Annotated in this window: 16 protein-coding genes and 6 tRNA genes; 20 read left to right on the forward strand and 2 right to left on the reverse strand. The window is 65.3% G+C overall.

Annotated elements, in window-relative coordinates:
* Positions 1–7: 7 nt before the first annotated feature.
* The 5 genes from cheB to HGB10_02135 all read left to right on the forward strand — a co-directional run bounded on the left by cheB (position 8) and on the right by HGB10_02135 (position 5,402).
* Positions 8–1,057 carry a chemotaxis-specific protein-glutamate methyltransferase CheB gene (cheB, locus tag HGB10_02115; GenBank protein ID NTU70610.1) on the forward strand — a complete coding sequence of 350 codons (1,050 nt, stop codon included), beginning with the start codon at positions 8–10 and terminating at the stop codon, positions 1,055–1,057.
* 195 nt (positions 1,058–1,252) lie between these two features.
* Positions 1,253–2,866, forward strand: a complete 1,614-nt coding sequence (locus HGB10_02120; GenBank protein NTU70611.1) for a hydrogenase iron-sulfur subunit — start codon at positions 1,253–1,255, stop codon at positions 2,864–2,866.
* Positions 2,863–3,750 carry a hypothetical protein gene (locus HGB10_02125; protein ID NTU70612.1) on the forward strand — a complete coding sequence of 296 codons (888 nt, stop codon included), beginning with the start codon at positions 2,863–2,865 and terminating at the stop codon, positions 3,748–3,750. Before HGB10_02120 ends, HGB10_02125 begins: the two co-directional genes overlap by 4 nt.
* Entirely contained in the window at positions 3,743–5,167 is a 1,425-nt protein-coding gene (locus HGB10_02130; protein NTU70613.1) for a Ni/Fe hydrogenase subunit alpha, read from the forward strand. The genes HGB10_02125 and HGB10_02130 overlap by 8 nt, the downstream gene beginning before the upstream one ends.
* The gene (locus HGB10_02135; protein NTU70614.1) at positions 5,160–5,402 is read left to right on the forward strand and encodes a hypothetical protein; all 243 of its coding nucleotides are present in this window, start codon (positions 5,160–5,162) and stop codon (positions 5,400–5,402) included. Before HGB10_02130 ends, HGB10_02135 begins: the two co-directional genes overlap by 8 nt.
* Here the strand turns inward: HGB10_02135 and HGB10_02140 are convergent.
* The gene (locus HGB10_02140) at positions 5,399–5,848 is read right to left on the reverse strand and encodes a hydrogenase maturation protease (GenBank protein ID NTU70615.1); all 450 of its coding nucleotides are present in this window, start codon (positions 5,846–5,848) and stop codon (positions 5,399–5,401) included. The two genes, HGB10_02135 and HGB10_02140, sit on opposite strands and share 4 nt — an antisense overlap.
* A gap of 94 nt (positions 5,849–5,942) precedes the next feature.
* On the opposite strand from HGB10_02140, the gene HGB10_02145 reads away from it, so the two are divergent.
* The 9 genes from HGB10_02145 (at position 5,943) to HGB10_02185 (ending at position 9,609) form a co-directional block, all read left to right on the forward strand.
* Entirely contained in the window at positions 5,943–6,866 is a 924-nt protein-coding gene (locus HGB10_02145; GenBank protein ID NTU70616.1) for a glutamate racemase, read from the forward strand.
* Complete coding sequence (locus HGB10_02150; GenBank protein ID NTU70617.1) at positions 6,857–7,627, forward strand: MBL fold metallo-hydrolase; 771 nt, start codon at positions 6,857–6,859, stop codon at positions 7,625–7,627. Before HGB10_02145 ends, HGB10_02150 begins: the two co-directional genes overlap by 10 nt.
* Positions 7,628–8,374 (forward strand): ribonuclease PH, encoded by a 747-nt coding sequence (gene rph, locus HGB10_02155; protein NTU70618.1) that lies wholly within the window; start codon positions 7,628–7,630, stop codon positions 8,372–8,374. It abuts the gene before it with no gap.
* Between the two features lie 3 nt (positions 8,375–8,377).
* Entirely contained in the window at positions 8,378–9,010 is a 633-nt protein-coding gene (gene rdgB, locus HGB10_02160; GenBank protein ID NTU70619.1) for an RdgB/HAM1 family non-canonical purine NTP pyrophosphatase, read from the forward strand.
* A gap of 83 nt (positions 9,011–9,093) precedes the next feature.
* Positions 9,094–9,170: transfer RNA gene (locus HGB10_02165), tRNA-Pro, on the forward strand.
* A 5-nt stretch (positions 9,171–9,175) separates the two neighbouring features.
* Positions 9,176–9,251 (forward strand) — tRNA-Gly (locus HGB10_02170).
* A gap of 67 nt (positions 9,252–9,318) precedes the next feature.
* A tRNA-Arg gene (locus tag HGB10_02175) sits at positions 9,319–9,395 on the forward strand.
* Positions 9,396–9,406: 11 nt separating this feature from the next.
* Positions 9,407–9,483, forward strand: a tRNA-His gene (locus HGB10_02180).
* Positions 9,484–9,533: 50 nt separating this feature from the next.
* Positions 9,534–9,609: transfer RNA gene (locus HGB10_02185), tRNA-Lys, on the forward strand.
* Between the two features lie 53 nt (positions 9,610–9,662).
* Here HGB10_02185 and HGB10_02190 read toward each other — a convergent pair.
* Positions 9,663–11,000: an NAD(P)/FAD-dependent oxidoreductase gene (locus HGB10_02190; GenBank protein NTU70620.1), complete on the reverse strand. Its 1,338-nt coding sequence runs from the start codon at positions 10,998–11,000 to the stop codon at positions 9,663–9,665.
* A 49-nt stretch (positions 11,001–11,049) separates the two neighbouring features.
* Between HGB10_02190 and HGB10_02195 the strand changes: the two genes are divergently transcribed.
* The 6 genes from HGB10_02195 (at position 11,050) to clpX (ending at position 16,389) form a co-directional block, all read left to right on the forward strand.
* Positions 11,050–12,384, forward strand: a complete 1,335-nt coding sequence (locus tag HGB10_02195) for a benzoate/H(+) symporter BenE family transporter (GenBank protein NTU70621.1) — start codon at positions 11,050–11,052, stop codon at positions 12,382–12,384.
* A 91-nt stretch (positions 12,385–12,475) separates the two neighbouring features.
* Entirely contained in the window at positions 12,476–12,808 is a 333-nt protein-coding gene (locus HGB10_02200) for a hypothetical protein (GenBank protein ID NTU70622.1), read from the forward strand.
* Between the two features lie 129 nt (positions 12,809–12,937).
* Positions 12,938–13,022, forward strand: a tRNA-Leu gene (locus tag HGB10_02205).
* A gap of 56 nt (positions 13,023–13,078) precedes the next feature.
* Positions 13,079–14,494 carry a trigger factor gene (tig, locus tag HGB10_02210; protein NTU70623.1) on the forward strand — a complete coding sequence of 472 codons (1,416 nt, stop codon included), beginning with the start codon at positions 13,079–13,081 and terminating at the stop codon, positions 14,492–14,494.
* Between the two features lie 5 nt (positions 14,495–14,499).
* Positions 14,500–15,111: an ATP-dependent Clp protease proteolytic subunit gene (locus tag HGB10_02215; GenBank protein ID NTU70624.1), complete on the forward strand. Its 612-nt coding sequence runs from the start codon at positions 14,500–14,502 to the stop codon at positions 15,109–15,111.
* 3 nt (positions 15,112–15,114) lie between these two features.
* Positions 15,115–16,389: an ATP-dependent Clp protease ATP-binding subunit ClpX gene (gene clpX / locus HGB10_02220; protein ID NTU70625.1), complete on the forward strand. Its 1,275-nt coding sequence runs from the start codon at positions 15,115–15,117 to the stop codon at positions 16,387–16,389.
* Positions 16,390–16,432: the final 43 nt, after the last annotated feature.

Raw genomic sequence — 16,432 nt, forward strand, 5'->3', positions numbered from 1 at the left:
GAGCCCGATGCCCGCCATCGCCCGCAAGATCATCCGTGTGCTCATCGCCGATGACTCGCTCGTCGCGCGTGAGATGCTCGCCACCATCCTCTCGTCCGATCCGGGCATCGAGGTCGTTGGACAGGCGGCGGACGGGCGCGAAGCGGTGGAGATGGTCGCGAACCTGAGACCCGATCTTGTCACCATGGACATCCACATGCCGCTCATGGATGGCTTGCGCGCGACTGAGGCGATCATGGCCTACACGCCGACGCCGATTCTGGTCGTCTCGTCCTCGGTTCGTGGCGAGGGTCTCGGGAGTGCGTTCGATGCGCTTGCGCTCGGCGCACTCGAGGTCATCAAGAAGCCGGAGCCGCGGGACTGGGCCGACCTTGAGCACATCGGCAAGGAGGTCATTCGCAAGGTGAAGGTGCTTGCGAACGTGCGTGTGATCACCCACATCGGCGGTAGGAGAGAGCGCCGAGAGGCACACGCCGCACACGCCGCAGCTCTCACGGGCGGTCGCACCGCGGTTGCGATCGGCTCTTCCACCGGCGGGCCTTCGGCACTGCTGTCTGTGCTCGGACGGCTTCCCAAGTCCCTCGCAGCGCCGGTGCTTGTCGCTCAGCACATCGCAGATGGGTTTGTGCCGGGCCTCGTCAGCTGGTTGAACTCCGGCTGTCAGGTGCAGGTGGTGGTGGGTGAGGAGGGCGTACAGCCCGAACCCGGAGTCGTCTACTTCGCCTCGACGGGTGCGAACATGGTCGTCGAGCGCGGCCGAATCGGCTTCAGCCCGCCCGGTAAGGGCCAGCTCTACATCCCCAGTGCCGACAGCCTCTTCGAATCGGTCGCGCGATCCTACGGCAAGAGCTCCGTCGCCGTGCTGCTCACCGGCATGGGGGCTGACGGTGCCGAAGGCATGCGGTTGCTCCATGACCTCGGTGCCGAGACGATCGCGCAAGACGAGGAGACGTGCACCGTCTTCGGCATGCCCAAAGCTGCCATCGATCTGGGTGCCGTCGATGCCGTGCTGCCCATCAGTGAGATCGCCGATGCGATTGTCGAGGCGGTCGGCTAGCCCTCCGCCGCTCGCCGCTCTGAGCCGCCGTCCGCCGTTTGTGCCGCGCGCCACTCGGCAATTCGTCACAATATCCCTAAGGTCGCGGTCCGCAATCTCCGATGACTTGTGCAGACACTCTCGTGCGTTCTCGGCCGGCAATCCGAGACGGGACGTGTCACAAAGAGAACCTGCAAGAAGGGGTGTGGGGTACACATGGCTCTCGGAGTCTATCTTTCGCGCTGCGGCGGTTTGGTCGATGCCGCCATCGACGTCGATGAGGCGCTTGCGAACGTTCGAGAAGTTGCAGCGGTCGCGTGCGTCGTCGACGACGTCTTCGACCCCATCGTGGTCGCCGCCATTGAGTCCGACATTCGAGAGGGCGGTGTCGACGCGGTCGTCTTGGCCGGTAACTCGGCCGAGCACCTCTCCAAGTCGCTCTCAGCGGGGCACCTGACGCGCAGACTCGTATCTGCCGGCGTGAACCCCAACCGCATCGTTGTGGCCAATCTGCTCGAGCAGGTCGCGCTCGCACACCCGGGCGACCGGATTGGCGCGACCCGCAAGGCCGCAGGCATCATCGATGTGGCCGCGCTCTTCGCAACGATGTCGCCCGAAGTCGAATCGATCGATCTCGAGCCCAAGCGCTCTGTCCTCGTGCTGGGAGTGACGACCGAGGCGATGATCGCGGCGCAGCGGCTGCTTCAGCTTGGCTACGAGGTGGTGATCGCTGACCGCGGCAACGGCAGCGCCACCGCAGCATCGGCAACGGTGCTCAAGTCGACGTCGGCCTTCGTACGAGGGCATGCTCGCTGCAAGTTCATCGATGGCGCACGCCTCGTAGATGGCGACGGGTGGCTGGGCGACTATCACATCCAGATCCAGTCCAACGAGGGGTCGCGCAGGATCGTTGTCGGCGGAATCCTCATCGCCCGTCCCGATAGCGCCGAGTGGGTCGCCGAGCTGCGGGAGCACTTCCGGGTGGACGTCGACGACGATGGATTCGCGCGCCCGCTCGATCCGCACAACCACCCCGCCGAGACCATCGATCCCGGCATCATGGTCGTCCCGGTCCGAGTGGATGGGACCGCGCATCGCGACAAAGTCGCGGCTGCCGACTCGGTCGCGATGGCGCTCGTGCTGCGGCTCTCGCAGACGACGGTGTCGCACTACGGAGACACCTCTGCCGTCGATGAGGCGCTGTGCGGCGGCTGCGCGACCTGCGTGCGGACGTGTGCCTTCGGTGCGTGCACGCTTGATGAGAACGGTCGCAGCCACGTGGACGTACGACGATGCCGTGGGTGTGGCAAGTGCGTCGTGAGCTGCCCGGTCGGCGCTCGTGACATCGTGTCATCACCGCATGACTACCTCATCGAGGCTGTGCGTTCGCTCTCGCGCGTCCCGGTCGACGTCGGCCACGCCCGAGTCATCGGCTTTCTGTGCGGCGGGTGCGGGTACCCGGCCGCAGATGCTGCTTCTGAGTTTGTCGCCCAGCGCGGTCAGGGCTACCCCGTCACGTTCATGCCGCTGCGCATCCCGTGCGGCGGCCGGCTCGACACGCTCTACGTCCTTGAGGCGTTCAAGGTCGGCTTCGATGCGGTGTGTGTCTATCGCTGTCGCCAGGGCCACTGTCACAACCTGATCGGCAACCTCGACATGGATCGCCGCATCAACCTTCTGCGTGCGGTGCTTCGCTCGCGCAACATCGATGACGCACGTCTGCGCATCGTCGACATCTCGCCGACTGAGGGCGAGCGCTTCGTCGAGTCGGTCGAGGAGATCTACGTCAGCATCGCCTCCCTTACGAACGGAAAGGGGGCGGCGGTATGAGCAAGCCAACACTTGCCACCGTTTCGCTCGGCGGCTGCGAGGGGTGCCACGTCGCGCTCCTCGACGCCCACGAGGGATTGCTCGACATCCTCGGAATGGCCGATCTGGTGCACTCGCCGTTCAACGGCACCGAGACGATTCCCGATCGCGTTGACGTGGTGATGGTCGAGGGCGCGGTGACTACCGAGGAGGACCTGCGTCGCCTGCGCGCCTGCCGTGCCGCCGCCGGCACGCTCGTAGCGATCGGCTCGTGCGCGGTACTCGGCGGGATCGGTGGCCTGCGCAACCTCAGTCCGCTTTCGCAGGTGACCCACGTAGCGTTCGGGGATACGACGAAGTCGCCCCTCCTGCCCCGACTCCTTCCCAACGTCCACGCCGTGACCGACTACGTCGCCGTCGACATCAGCGTCGCGGGATGCGCGCCGGAGACCGAGCTTGTTGTGGCGGCGCTCGTGGCCGCGATCACCGGGCAACCGCACGAACTGCCGCGGCGCAATCTGTGCGACGAGTGCCATCGAACCAAGAATACGCTGCTCATGCATTCGCGGGAGTTCGTCTCCGACGCCGTGTACGCGCTCATGGAGCTTGACCACATCGATGAGGACAGTTGCCTGCTCGAGCAGGGACTCATGTGTATGGGGCCGATGACGCGTGAGGGTTGCGGCGCGAAATGCACCGCGATGAACGTGCCGTGCCGCGGGTGCTCGGGTCCGAGCCGACTGGACTTCGAGTCAGGCGGCAAGGCCGTCGACGCGTTGGCCGCGATACTGCCCGCAGGGGCGCTGATGTACCTCGAGGACCTCATTGGGACCGGTTACCGCTTCACGATGCCCGTCTCGGTCTTTCCCGCAATCGTAGACACCGAGGAGTCCGACAATGGCTGACACGATCACACTCCCTGCGGTGAAGCGAATCGAGGGGCACGGCAGAGTCTCGCTGTTCCTTGACGATCGAGACAGGGTCTCAGGCGCTCACTTCGATGTCATCGAGTTCCGCGGGTTCGAGAAGATGCTCGAGGGTCGCATGGTGTGGGAGGCTCCGCTCATCACGAGCCGGGTGTGCGGCGTGTGCCCGGTGAGCCATCATCTCGCCGCCGTGCGCGCGGTGGACGCGCTGTACGGGGTGACCATCCCGCCGGCAGCCGCTCTGCTTCGCGAGCTGCTGCACCTGGGCGGATTCGCCCAAGACCACGCGCTGCACTTCTTCTTCCTGGCCGGTCCGGACTTCCTGACCGGGGATGGCACCGGGAGCCGCGATCTGCTCGGCGTCATCGCAGCACAGCCCGAATTGGCGCGTCGCGCCATCGCACTTCGCCGGGCGGGTCAGCGCATCGTCGAGATGGTCGGGGGTCGTACGAGCCATCCTGTTGCGGCGATTCCCGGCGGCATGAGCAAGGCGATCACAGCCGAGCAGCGCATCGAGCTGACAGGGCTCGTCGAGAGCATGCGGGAGACCGCGTCGATCGCCGCCGACACATCGCGTGAGGCGACTCTGCGGCTGCTGGATCGCTATCCGGAGTTTTCGGCCGAGCCCGTGCCGTATGTGGCGCAGACCCGCGGCCACGAGTTCGCGCTTCTCGATGGCGAGATCACCGTGCTCAACCCCGATGGGACCATCACCGAACGGTTCGCCGCCGCCGACTACGAGTCGCACATCGGCGAGCGCGTTCTCGACGGCAGCTACGCGAACTCGCCGTACCTGCGCTCGCTGGGTCCCGATGCCGGCAGCTACCGCGTCGGCCCGCTGGCCCGCATCAACATCGTCGAACGCATGCCCGGCGAGCGGTCTCAGGCACTGCGCGACGACTTCCGGGCGACGCTCGGCCGCCCGGTGCACGCGGTACTCGCCTACCACTGGGCCCGCATGATCGAGCTGGTCGCAGCGGTCGAGCGCATGTCGGCGATCCTCGCCGACGACGAGGTCATCTCGCCAGACGTGCGCGTGCCGGTTCAGCGCGGTGTGGCGGGTGTCGGCACGGCCGCCATCGAGGCGCCGCGCGGCACGCTCATTCACTCGTACGAGGCCGATGAGGTCGGGCGCATCGTCAAGGCCAACCTCATCGTCGCCACCACGCATAACGTTGCCAGTCTCGACCGCGCAGTGCTCGATGCGGTCGCCGGTACGGCTCGTGAAGAGGCGCTTTCGGACGATAGCGTTCTCATGATGGAGCTCGGGATACGGGCGCACGATCCCTGCCTGTCGTGTGCGACTCACGAGATCGGCCGCATGCCACTCGTCGTCGAGCTGATCGGTGCCGACGGGAGCGTCATCGCAGAGAAGGGGGTCGCGCAGCATGGATAGCGCGTCCGCCGTCGAGCAGTTGCGCTCGAAACTGGAGTCGAGCTTCGGCAAGTCGCTCGCGATGATGATCATCATCGCCGCATCGAGCAAGGTGGGAGTGTCGACGATCGGCATGGATCGGGAGCAGTTCACCCGGTTGGCCGAAGCCGTCGCCAATGACCAGCGAGTGCGCGACATGTGGGGCGCCGCCGGCGCTGCTGAAGCCGCAGCCGAGTGGCGACGGCTGGTCGCTTAGCGGCCTGCCTGCTGCTCGAGTAGCGAGCGCACCGTGTCCGCCGCTTCGCTGGCGGCGGCGCTTGCGATCGCCGAGAGCTCCTCGGTGTGCCCCATTTCGGGAGCCGCGACCGCCACGAGCACGGCTTCGGGCGCCGCGCCGTACAGCGCCGAGGCGACCGCGAGCAGGCCGGGTGCGTCGATGGCATGGCCGGAGTGCGCCGCTGTGCCCGGTGCGAGCGGGCTCACCTCGACGGCTGGCGTTGCTCGGCGTACCGCGTCAACGACCACGAGCAGGTCGGCGCTCGCTACCTCTGCGGCGTGGGCTACGTCGAGGCCTGTCGCGGCGAGCACGCGCGCGCCATCGGCCGGGTGCTCGCCGAGGATCGCGGCCACGGCATGCGCGACGCCATCGTCGCCCCGGGCGACGTTGCCGATGCAGATGATGAGGGCGGTGTTCGCTGACATACGGGCAGTATAGTCGGCTGCTACACCGTTTTCGGCGACTCGTGCCAAGGCGGCTGGCGCGGGAGTCGGCTGCCGCTCGGGCTATACTCTCGGTATGGACCGAATGCCCATAGGAATCTTCGATTCGGGCCTCGGGGGGCTGACCGTCGCGCGCGAGATCGCGCGCGCGTTGCCTCACGAGTCGCTCGTCTACTTCGGTGACACCGCGCGCTGCCCGTACGGCCCGCGCGACCTGTCCGAGGTGCGCCGTTTCGTGCTCGAGATCGGCACGTGGCTTGAGACGCACCGGGTCAAGCTGATGGTCATCGCGTGCAACACGGCGACGGCGGCCGGACTGGAGCTCGCGCAGCGCGCTTTCGACGTCCCGGTCATTGGCGTGGTCGAGCCTGGCGCCCGGGCGGCCGTCATGGCAACGCGCAATCGCCGGGTCGGCGTCATCGGCACGGTCGGCACCATCGAATCCGGCGCGTACAGCCGGGCGGTCCGAGCGCTCGACGCGGGTGTGACCGTCTTCTCATCGGCCACACCGCGCTTCGTCGAGATCGTCGAGGAGGGGCTGCGCCTCGACGGCGGCCCGATGGAGGGGCTGCTCGCCGACTCGGCCGACGTGTTCGTGCGCCCGTCCTTCCATCAGATCGCGCGCGACTACCTCGATCCGCTCAAGCGCTCCGGCATCGACACGCTGGTGCTCGGCTGCACGCATTACCCACTTCTTTCGGCATCGATTCAGCAGGTAGTGGGCGTGCAGGTACGACTCATCTCCTCTGCCGAGGAGACCGCCGCCGAGGTCGCGGAAACGCTTGCGCGCAGGGACCACCTTGCGCCTGAGGGCGCACCCGCGCGGCGCACATTCGCCACGACCGGAGACCCGGCCGAGTTCGCACGCCTTGGGGGCAAGGTGTTCGGCGACGCGCTCGGCGACGTCACGGCGGTCGACCTGTCTGTGCTTGCACAGATCCCACCTGCTAGATTGGAACTGGCGGACAACTTCGCGGGGGAGGGTGTGTCGTGCGCCTGACGGTATTGGGGTCGTCGGCAAGTTGTGCGGGAGCCGGACAGGCATGCGCTGGTCACTTCCTTGAGGCTGGTGGCGCGCGAATCCTGTTCGACTGCGGCAATGGGGTGCTGTCGAACCTCGGAAGCCTCGAAGACCCCACCGCGCTCGACGCGGTCTTCATCACGCACAACCATCCCGACCACTACGCCGACATCTACTGCCTCCAGGCGATGTTGCGGTATGCGCCGACGGGCCCTGCGGCACCCATCCCGCTCTATCTGCCCGAGGGGCTGTTCGACCGGCTGCAGGTGCTGCTCTCGGATCGGGGCGGTCACGAGATGGCCGAGGCGTTCGTGCCCATCTCGCTGATGGACGGTGAGACCGTCCGCGTCGGCGATGTGATCATCACGCCGTACGAGGTTCCGCACACGCCGCCCACGTTCGCGCTGCGAGCCGAGGTGGATGGCACGAGCCTGTGCTACTCCTCCGACACGCTGTATGGCGATGAGATTCTGCGTGCCGCGACCGGTGTCGACCTGCTTCTCGCCGAGGCGACCCTGCCCGAGGAGTACGCAGGCAAGGCCCCGCACATGACGGCGAGTGAGGCCGGGCGGCTCGGCCGCGAGGCGGGGGTACGCGCACTCGCGCTTACACACGTGTGGTACACGAACGACCGTGAGACGATGGCGACGCTCGCTACAGAGGAGTTCGGACACCAGGTGTTCGTTGCGCAGGAGTTCGACAGCTTCGATCTCACCCCAGTCAATGGAAGGGACGACTAGATGCCCGTACGTTCCGGCGGACGCGAGCCCGGTGCACTGCGCCCGGTACGCGTCACACGCCGCTATCTCAAGCACGCCATGGGAAGCTGCATCTTCGAGTTGGGCGACACGCGGGTACTGTGCGCTGCAAGTATCCAGGAGGGTGTCTCGGGCTGGCGCCGAGGAAGTGGCCTGGGCTGGGTCACCGCGGAGTACGCGATGCTGCCCGCCGCGACACACACCCGCTCGCGACGCGAGGTAGGAGCGTCCGGTCCTAAGGGGCGCACGCACGAGATCCAGCGGTTGATCGGTCGATCGCTTCGTAGCATCGTCGACATGAGTGGGCTCGGCGGGGAAGTGACCGTCTCAATCGATTGCGACGTCATCCAGGCCGACGGCGGCACGCGCACAGCGGCGATCACCGGTGCGTGGATCGCGCTATACGATGCTCTCGCCATGTGGAAGGAAGCGGGCAAGATCGACTCCATTCCGCTCATGGGCCAGCTCGCGGCGACGAGCGTGGGCATGGTCGACGGCGAGTTGCTGCTCGACCTCGAGTACTCCGAGGACTCCATCGCCGAGGTCGACATGAACGTCGTCATGGACGACAAGGGCCGCTTCATCGAGGTCCAGGGGACGGGCGAGCAGACACCGTTCGATCGCGCTCGGCTCGATGCGATGCTCGATCTCGCCGCGGGCGGCATCGGCAGGCTTCTTGAGATCCAGCGCGACGTCACCACGGGCGACGTCGCCGTCTACGAGGGCTGAGCCATGGCTTTCGATGCGTCCCCCGAGCCGGGGGATACCGGCAGGCTCGTGGTCGTGGCGAGCGGCAATCACGGCAAACTCGCCGAGATCCGCAGCACGCTCGACTTTCCCGGCTGGCGGTTTGCCTCCGCTGGCGAGCTCGATGGCGAGTGGCCAAGTCCGGAGGAAGACGGCGAGACGTTTACCGACAACGCTCGCATCAAGGCGTTCGCAGCGCGCGAGCGGTTCGCATTCGCGGCACTGGCCGACGACTCGGGACTTGAGGTCGACGCGCTCGATGGTGCTCCCGGTGTGTACAGCAGCCGGTTCGCCGGTCCCTGTGCCACCGACGCCGAGAACAACTCGCGGCTCCTGCTCGCACTCCAAGACGTGCCGCAGCTCGAGCGAACGGCGCGGTTCCGCTGCACGATCGTGTTGCTCGCAGAGGACGGCACCGAGACTGTCGCGACCGGCACCTGCGAGGGGAGCATCGGATTCGAGGGCCGAGGGGAGCACGGTTTCGGCTACGATCCGCTGTTCCTGCCCGACGCCGCGCCTGGGCGCACGATGGCCCAGCTCACACTCTCCGAGAAGAACGCGATCAGCCATCGGGGTGCGGCTCTGCGCGATCTGCGCGCGCAGTTGGTGCGGGACTAGCGAAATCGGTTGCCCGCTGAAGTACCCCTCGCTACACTGTCCCTTGCTCCTTGCGCCTGGATGGCGGGCGGGGTCACATGTGTCGGGCCGTAGCGCAGCTTGGTAGCGCATCTGCTTTGGGAGCAGAGGGTCGCAGGTTCGAATCCTGTCGGCCCGACCACTTGTGCGGCCGTAGTTCAATTGGTAGAGCATCAGCCTTCCAAGCTGACTGTTGCGGGTTCGAGTCCCGTCGGCCGCTCCATTGACAACCTACGTCGTCGCAGGTACCGTACCGCTTCGCGGCACAACCTGTTGAAGCGACGTCTCACGCGCCCGTAGCTCAGTTGGATAGAGCGGGAGACTTCTAATCTCTAGGTCGGGGGTTCGAATCCCTCCGGGCGTGCCAAGCCACTCATGGTGGGTGTAGCTCAGTTGGTTAGAGCGTCGGACTGTGGCTCCGAAGGTCGCGGGTTCGAGCCCCGTTACCCACCCCATGTGTTGAAAACGCGCAGCTAGACGATGAACTGTCGAGGCGCTTAGATATGGGCCGTTAGCTCAGCTGGCAGAGCAGGGGACTCTTAATCCCAAGGTCCGGGGTTCGATCCCCCGACGGCCCACCATCAACACTTCAAAGGCTCTCGACTCCGGTCGGGGGCCTTTTGTGTTCTCGGTACTAGTAGCGGCCGGTCAGATAGTTGATGTCGTACGCCAGCGTCGGATACGACCAGATGACCGCCTTGAGGTCTTCGACGGTGATGCCGAAGCGGATGGCGAGTGCGAAGACGTTGATGATCTCCTCGACCTCAACACCCAGAAGATGAGCGCCCTTGATCGTGTCGGATTCGCGGTCGATCACGAGCCGTGCACCCGAAGCCGTGTTGCCCACTCGGGTCTGCGTGAACCAGCTGCTCATGTCGAAGGCACGGACCTCCAGCCGCTCGTCGGCCACCACTTCCGCGGTGTCCACGCCCACGCGAGCCAGAGGGGGATCGCTGAACACCACGCTGGGCGTTGAGCTGTCGTCAAAGATGGCCCGCCTCCCGAGTATGCCAGCGGCAACGACCTCTCCCTGCGCGCCGGCTACGGGGGTGAGTGGCGCCCCGATGGCGGCGGCGTCTCCTGCCGACCACACCCTTGGATTGCTGGTACTCCGAAGGCTGGCGTCGACGGTGACACCGCGATGCGTGTAATCGACACCGGCGACATCAAGGTCAAGGTCATCGAGGTCCGGCATGCGGCCGGCTCCATGGAACGCCCCATCGACTTCGATGGCTGCGCCTGCTGTGACGGCTGCGATTCGTCCACTTGCGGTGCGCTCCACGCGCTCGACCGGCGAATCGAGTACGAGGTCTATCCCAAGCGCGCGGTATCGGTTCGCAAGCATGTCGGCCAGGTTGGGGTCGAATCCCTTGAGCACCTGACTCGAGCGGTGCACGATCGTGACTTTGGCCCCCGCAAGCTGGGCGAGCCGAGCGAACTCGAAGGAGATGTACCCTCCTCCGATGAAGGCCACTTCGGCTGGCATACGCTCCAGCGACAGGAAGTCGGTGCTCGTCTTCACCAGCTCCTGACCTGCGAACCCAAGCTCGATCGGACGCGCTCCTGCTGCGACCACGATGGACGTCGCGTGGATTGATTCACCATCCACGTCGACGGTCTCGGGCGAAGTGAAGCGAGCGGTGCCCGACAAGGTGACGATGCCCATTGCCTTCATCCACGACAACGTCTTCTCGGGCGTCGCGTCGATGTAGTCCCGCTTACGCCGCATGAGTGCGGGCCAGTCCACAGTCGAGGAACCGCTGACTCCGCTGCCGCCGAGCCCGTCAACACGGGAGATGGCCTCCACGGCAGCCAACAGGACCTTCTTCGGCTGACATCCTCGCAGGGCGCAGGTTCCCCCGAATGGAAGCCTGTCGATGACGGTCACGGTCTTGCCGGCCTTGGCGCACTCGGCTGCGACGGTCTGTCCTGCCGCGCCGCTGCCAATGATCAGGACGTCATAACGGCGCATATCTCATGCCTCTCTGGGGGGCCGGGAGTTCGTGCATCACGCTAGGGGTATGTACCCCGTTGATCCGACAGCCAGGAGCATCATTGGCGAGCCGGGTCGTGTGCAACGCGGGTGCGTTTGCGCCGCCACCTGCGCTGCGGCTAGGCTGTGGCGATTCGCAACGGCCATCCGCATCCGCTCGCCCGAAAGGCGTCTCGTGGCATCTCGGCTCAACGACCTCTCTGTTTCGGCTATAGTCGCTGGCTTCGTCGCAGTACTCGTAGCGTTCACCGGCTCGGCGGTCATAGTATTCCAAGCCGCCCAAGCGCTCGGTGCGACCGACGCGCAGATCGGTTCGTGGATGCTCGCGCTGGGGCTCGCGATCGGAGCGACATCGATCACGCTGTCGCTACGCTATCGGATCCCGGTTCTCACCGCGTGGTCGACGCCCGGCGCCGCGATGCTCGTCACGAGCGTCAAGGGCGTCACGATGTCTCAAGCGATCGGTGCGTTCATGGTGTGCGCGGCTCTCATCGTCATCGTGGGCGCCACCGGTTGGTTCGAGAAGGCGATGGCGCGCGTGCCGCACACCCTGGGGGCGGCCATGCTCGCCGGCGTTCTTCTGCGCTTCGGGCTCGAGGCGTTCGCCTCGCTTGAAACGCAGCTCCTCCTGGTGGGCGTCATGATCGCCACCTATCTCGTCGTGCGTCGGTTCGCGTCGCGCTGGGCAGTACCGCTCGTGCTCGTTGCGGGCATGGTGACGGTCGCTGCGCAGGGTCACCTTCGCGTAGCCGAGATGCACTTCGCCCTTGCGCGCCCGGTGTTCGTGATGCCGGAGTTCTCACTCGCCTCGATCGTAAGTGTGGCGATTCCACTCTTCATCGTGACGATGGCCTCGCAGAATGTGCCGGGCGTCGCGGTCATCCGGGCCGCTGGGTACGAGCCGCGTATCTCGCCGCTCATCATGTGGACCGGCATGACGTCTCTGGCGCTCGCCCCGTTCGGCGGATTCTCGCTCAACCTCGCCGCGATCGTCGCGGCGATCGGCATGGGCCCCGATGCGCACCCCGACCCTGCGAAACGCTACTGGTCGGGCGTGAGCTTCGGCGGGTTCTTCGTGCTGCTCGGGCTACTCGGGGCCACGGTCACGTCGATCTTCTCGATGTTTCCGACGGAGATGGTGGTCGCGTTGGCCGGTCTCGCGCTGATCGGAACGATAGGCAGCAGTCTCGCCTCGGCGATTCGCGACGAGGGCCGCAGGGAGCCCGCGCTGATCACCTTCTTGGTGACGGCGAGTGGGCTGCAGCTGCTTGGGATCGGGGCCGCGTTCTGGGGGATCGTCGCGGGGCTGGTGGCGTCGATCGTGCTGCACGCGCCGCTTCGGGGTGTGAGCGCGGGAGCGTAGGCCGGCCGGCGGTGGCCGGATTCATGGCTCATGACAGTGCCATGGAGTACGCTTCACGTGTGCATTCGGAAGTCATCTGGAGGGAACGATCATGCGTACTCGTACCATGCGAATCGCAGCGTGTGTGCTTGCTGTTGCAGTCGCGATTTCACTCGCCGGGTGTTCGTCCGGTGCGAAGGACGGCGCTCCGGCCAATCTCGGTGACGCAGTGGGCACCGCAAAGGACAACGCGAGTATCGCAACCTGCCGCACCAACCGCGCGACGCTCGGGCAGCTGCTTTCGACCTCGGCCAGCACTGCCGAGGGCACGCCGCCCACACTGGCGCAGCTTGTCGCCGAGAACAAGGTCATCTGTCCGTCGGGCGGCGCGTATTCGCTGAATGCCGCGACCGGCAAGGTGGCCTGTTCGGTTCACGGGGAGTAGCCAGAGACTGCACGCCGTCTTAGTTCGCCGTCTCGACCGGGCGTGCTGAGGTGCGTACCTTTTCGCGTACGTCATGCCGATTGCGTGAACGCTGCACGGCGTTTGCTATGATATTCAACCGTTTGAAAGGCGGGCGTGGCGGAACTGGCAGACGCGCCGGATTTAGGTTCCGGTGAGGAAACTCATGGAGGTTCGAGTCCTCTCGCCCGCACCACGACTAACAGCACCGGCCGGCACCGGTCATCACCGTACTCATGGAAAGGATCTTTCGTGCTGACAACCAAGGTTGAGCCGCTCGAGGGCAACCACATCAAACTGACCGTCACCGTCCCCGTCGACCAGGTCGACGAGGCCGTAAAGAAGGCGTACGACAAAGTCACCAAGCAGGTTCGGATCCCCGGGTTTCGCAAGGGTCATGCCCCGCGCCCGGTCGTAGACAACTACCTTGGCAAGGAGTACGTCCTCACGGAGGCCACCGAGGTCCTCGTCGAGAGCACCTACGCCCTTGCCATCGCCGCCGAGTCGATCAGCCCTATCGAGTCGCCCGAGATCTCGGAACTCGATGTGATCGTGCCCGGAGAGGAGTTCACCTACTCGGCCGATGTGGAGGTCCGTCCGGAGCTCACGTTGACCCACACGGACGGTATCTCGGTCACGGTGCCGCCCAAGCTCGTGAGCGACTCCATGATCGAGGAGCAGGTCGAAAGTGCCCGCGAGCACTTCGCGACGCTCGCTCCCGTCGAGGGCCGACCGGTCCAGGCAAACGATTTCGCGCTCATCTCCTTCGTCGGCGACATCGAGGGCGAGCCCTTCGAGGGCAACGTCGTCGACCAGTACCTGTACCAGCTCAACCAAGGCGCCATGCCCACGGAGTTTGACGACGGGCTGCTGGGTATCGAGGTCGGGGAAACGAAGCGCATCGAGTTCGCGCTGCCCGAGAACACCTCCAGCGTCGAGTACATCGGCAAGATCGCCGGTTTCGAGGTCACTGTGCACGAGATCAAGGAGAAGGCGCTGCCCGAGGTCGACGACGAGTTCGCCGAGCAGGTCGGCGGCTACGACAACGTGGCGGCCATGTACGACGACTTGCGTGTCCGCCTGCAGGCTTCGCAGACACTTCAGAACGCCCGTGCCACCGAAGAGGCGTTGCGTGCCGCGATGGCCGAGCGGCTTGAGGGAGAAGTCCCGCAGTCGATGATTGACTCCAAGACGAAGGACCTGATGCGCGAGCTGTCCGCTTCGCTTGAGCAGCAGGGGATGACCGTGCAGGCCTACATCGCGGCGCTCAAGATGCCCATCGAGGCGCTCGAGGCGGACCTCAACCGTCAGGGTGAGCAGTCGGTGCGCGAGGAGCTCGCACTCGAGGCACTATTCCGCGCCGAGGGCATGGAGGTCACCGACGAGGATGTCGTGACCGAGATGAAGACGATGATCAGCGGCGGCGAGTCGGTCGATGAGGCAATCAAGAGCTGGACCGAGCGCGGTCTCATGTCAATCGTTCGCGAGCAGATCGTCCGACAGAAGGCGATCAAGTGGCTCGTTGCTAACGGTGAGATCACCGAGGATCCTGAGTACAACAAGAAGGCAGAAGCCGCCGCCAAGGCAGCCGCCGAGGCGTCAAACGAGGCCGCGCCGGCGACTGACGAGCCGGTCGACGTCGACACGGCCGACACCACCGAGGAGTGATTTCGATGCTGCCTGACATCAAGGCGCTCGTGCCTATCGTCGTCGAACAGACCAGCCGAGGCGAACGCAGCTTCGACATCTACTCGCGTCTGCTCAACGACCGCGTCATCTTTCTGGGTACGGAGATCGATGACCACATCGCCAACCTGATCATCGCTCAGATGCTTCACCTGGAGAGCGCGGATCCGGACAAGGACATCTCGCTGTACATCAACTCGCCGGGTGGCTCGGTCACGAGCGGCCTGGCCATCTACGACACCATGCAGTACATCAAGTCCGACGTTTCGACCATCTGCGTTGGTCAGTGTGCTTCCATGGCCGCCGTGCTGCTGGCGGCCGGCGCCCCCAAGAAGCGCTTCGCTCTGCCGCATTCCCGCGTACTCATCCACCAGCCGTGGGGCGGTACGCAGGGTCAGGTCACCGACATCGAGATCCAGGCCAAGGAGATGCTCCGGATGCGCGACGAGCTCGATGGCATCCTGGCGCTCCACACCGGTCAGAAGAAGGCGACAATCCATGCGGACACCGAGCGCGACAACATCATGTGCGCCGATGATGCGAAGTCGTATGGCCTGATCGACGGCATCTTCATCCATCGCGGAGAAGAGGCGAAGTAGCGCATGCCAACGCGCACCCCTGACGGCCCCGAGTCGCTGAAGTGCAGCTTCTGCGGCAAGAGCCAACGCCACGTCAAGAAGCTCATCGCCGGCCCCGGCGTCTACATCTGCGACGAGTGCATCGACCTGTGCAACGACATCGTTGAAGACGAGCTCGCCGAGGAGACCGCCGCTGAGCCGATCCTCGAGGACCTGCCGGTTCCTGCAGCCATCCACGAGATGCTCGGCAACTACGTGGTTGGGCAGGAGCGCGCCAAGAAGGTGCTCTCCGTCGCGGTCTACAACCACTACAAGCGCGTCCACCTCACCCCCGAGGAAGGTGTCGAGGAGGTTGAGCTCGCCAAGAGCAACATCCTGATGCTCGGTCCCACGGGCTGCGGCAAGACGCTGCTCGCCCAGACGCTTGCGCGTGTGCTCAAGGTGCCGTTCGCGATCGCCGATGCCACCGCGCTCACTGAGGCCGGTTACGTGGGCGAGGATGTCGAGAACATCCTGCTCAAGCTCATCACCGCGGCGGACTTCGACATTCCGCGTGCGGAGGTCGGCATCATCTACATCGATGAGATCGACAAGGTCGCACGCAAGGCCGAGAACCTCTCGATTACCCGTGACGTCTCGGGTGAGGGTGTTCAGCAGGCGCTCCTCAAGATACTTGAGGGTACCGAGGCGTCCGTGCCACCGCAGGGCGGGCGCAAGCATCCGCAACAGGAGCTCCTGCGCATCGACACGACCAACATCCTGTTCATCCTCGGCGGTGCGTTCGTGGGGCTTGAGAAGATCATCGCGGATCGTATCGGCAAGAAGGGCGTCGGCTTTGCAGCCGATCTCACTGATGCGAGCAAGCACGAGACAGGCGTGCTCTTCTCGCAGGTGCTCCCGGAGGACCTTAACAAGTTCGGCATGATCCCGGAGTTCGTGGGACGCTTGCCGGTCATCACGCACGTCGAGGAGCTCTCAGAGGACGACCTGGTTCACATCCTCACGGAGCCGAAGAACGCGCTCGTGAAGCAGTACCAGCGCCTCTTCCACCTCGAAAGCGTCGAACTCGAGTTCACCGATGGCGCGCTACGCGGCATCGCCGAGCAGGCGATCGAGCACGGTACCGGTGCTCGCGGACTGCGCTCGATCATGGAAGGGCTGTTGCTCGACCTGATGTACGAGCTGCCCAGCGCGACCGACATCTCCAAGGTTGTCGTCACCGAGGCTGCGGTGCGAGATGGCGCTGAGCCCACGGTGGTTCGGGAGGGTTCGAACGAGACCGAGGCGGCCGGCGCGTAGAGTTCGACTCGGCCACAAACCCGCATAGCAGGCAAAGACGAAG

The sequence above is a fragment of the Coriobacteriia bacterium genome (assembly GCA_013334745.1).
Classification (GTDB): Bacteria; Actinomycetota; Coriobacteriia; order Anaerosomatales; family JAAXUF01; genus JAAXWY01.

Coding starts and splice junctions, on each gene's coding strand:
- cheB (NTU70610.1), top strand. CDS start 8: ATGCCCGCCATCGCCCGCAAGATCATCCGTGTGCTCATCGCCGATGAC.
- HGB10_02120 (NTU70611.1), top strand. CDS start 1,253: ATGGCTCTCGGAGTCTATCTTTCGCGCTGCGGCGGTTTGGTCGATGCC.
- HGB10_02125 (NTU70612.1), top strand. CDS start 2,863: ATGAGCAAGCCAACACTTGCCACCGTTTCGCTCGGCGGCTGCGAGGGG.
- HGB10_02130 (NTU70613.1), top strand. CDS start 3,743: ATGGCTGACACGATCACACTCCCTGCGGTGAAGCGAATCGAGGGGCAC.
- HGB10_02135 (NTU70614.1), top strand. CDS start 5,160: ATGGATAGCGCGTCCGCCGTCGAGCAGTTGCGCTCGAAACTGGAGTCG.
- HGB10_02140 (NTU70615.1), bottom strand. CDS start 5,848: ATGTCAGCGAACACCGCCCTCATCATCTGCATCGGCAACGTCGCCCGG.
- HGB10_02145 (NTU70616.1), top strand. CDS start 5,943: ATGGACCGAATGCCCATAGGAATCTTCGATTCGGGCCTCGGGGGGCTG.
- rph (NTU70618.1), top strand. CDS start 7,628: ATGCCCGTACGTTCCGGCGGACGCGAGCCCGGTGCACTGCGCCCGGTA.
- rdgB (NTU70619.1), top strand. CDS start 8,378: ATGGCTTTCGATGCGTCCCCCGAGCCGGGGGATACCGGCAGGCTCGTG.
- HGB10_02190 (NTU70620.1), bottom strand. CDS start 11,000: ATGCGCCGTTATGACGTCCTGATCATTGGCAGCGGCGCGGCAGGACAG.
- HGB10_02195 (NTU70621.1), top strand. CDS start 11,050: ATGTACCCCGTTGATCCGACAGCCAGGAGCATCATTGGCGAGCCGGGT.
- HGB10_02200 (NTU70622.1), top strand. CDS start 12,476: ATGCGTACTCGTACCATGCGAATCGCAGCGTGTGTGCTTGCTGTTGCA.
- HGB10_02215 (NTU70624.1), top strand. CDS start 14,500: ATGCTGCCTGACATCAAGGCGCTCGTGCCTATCGTCGTCGAACAGACC.
- clpX (NTU70625.1), top strand. CDS start 15,115: ATGCCAACGCGCACCCCTGACGGCCCCGAGTCGCTGAAGTGCAGCTTC.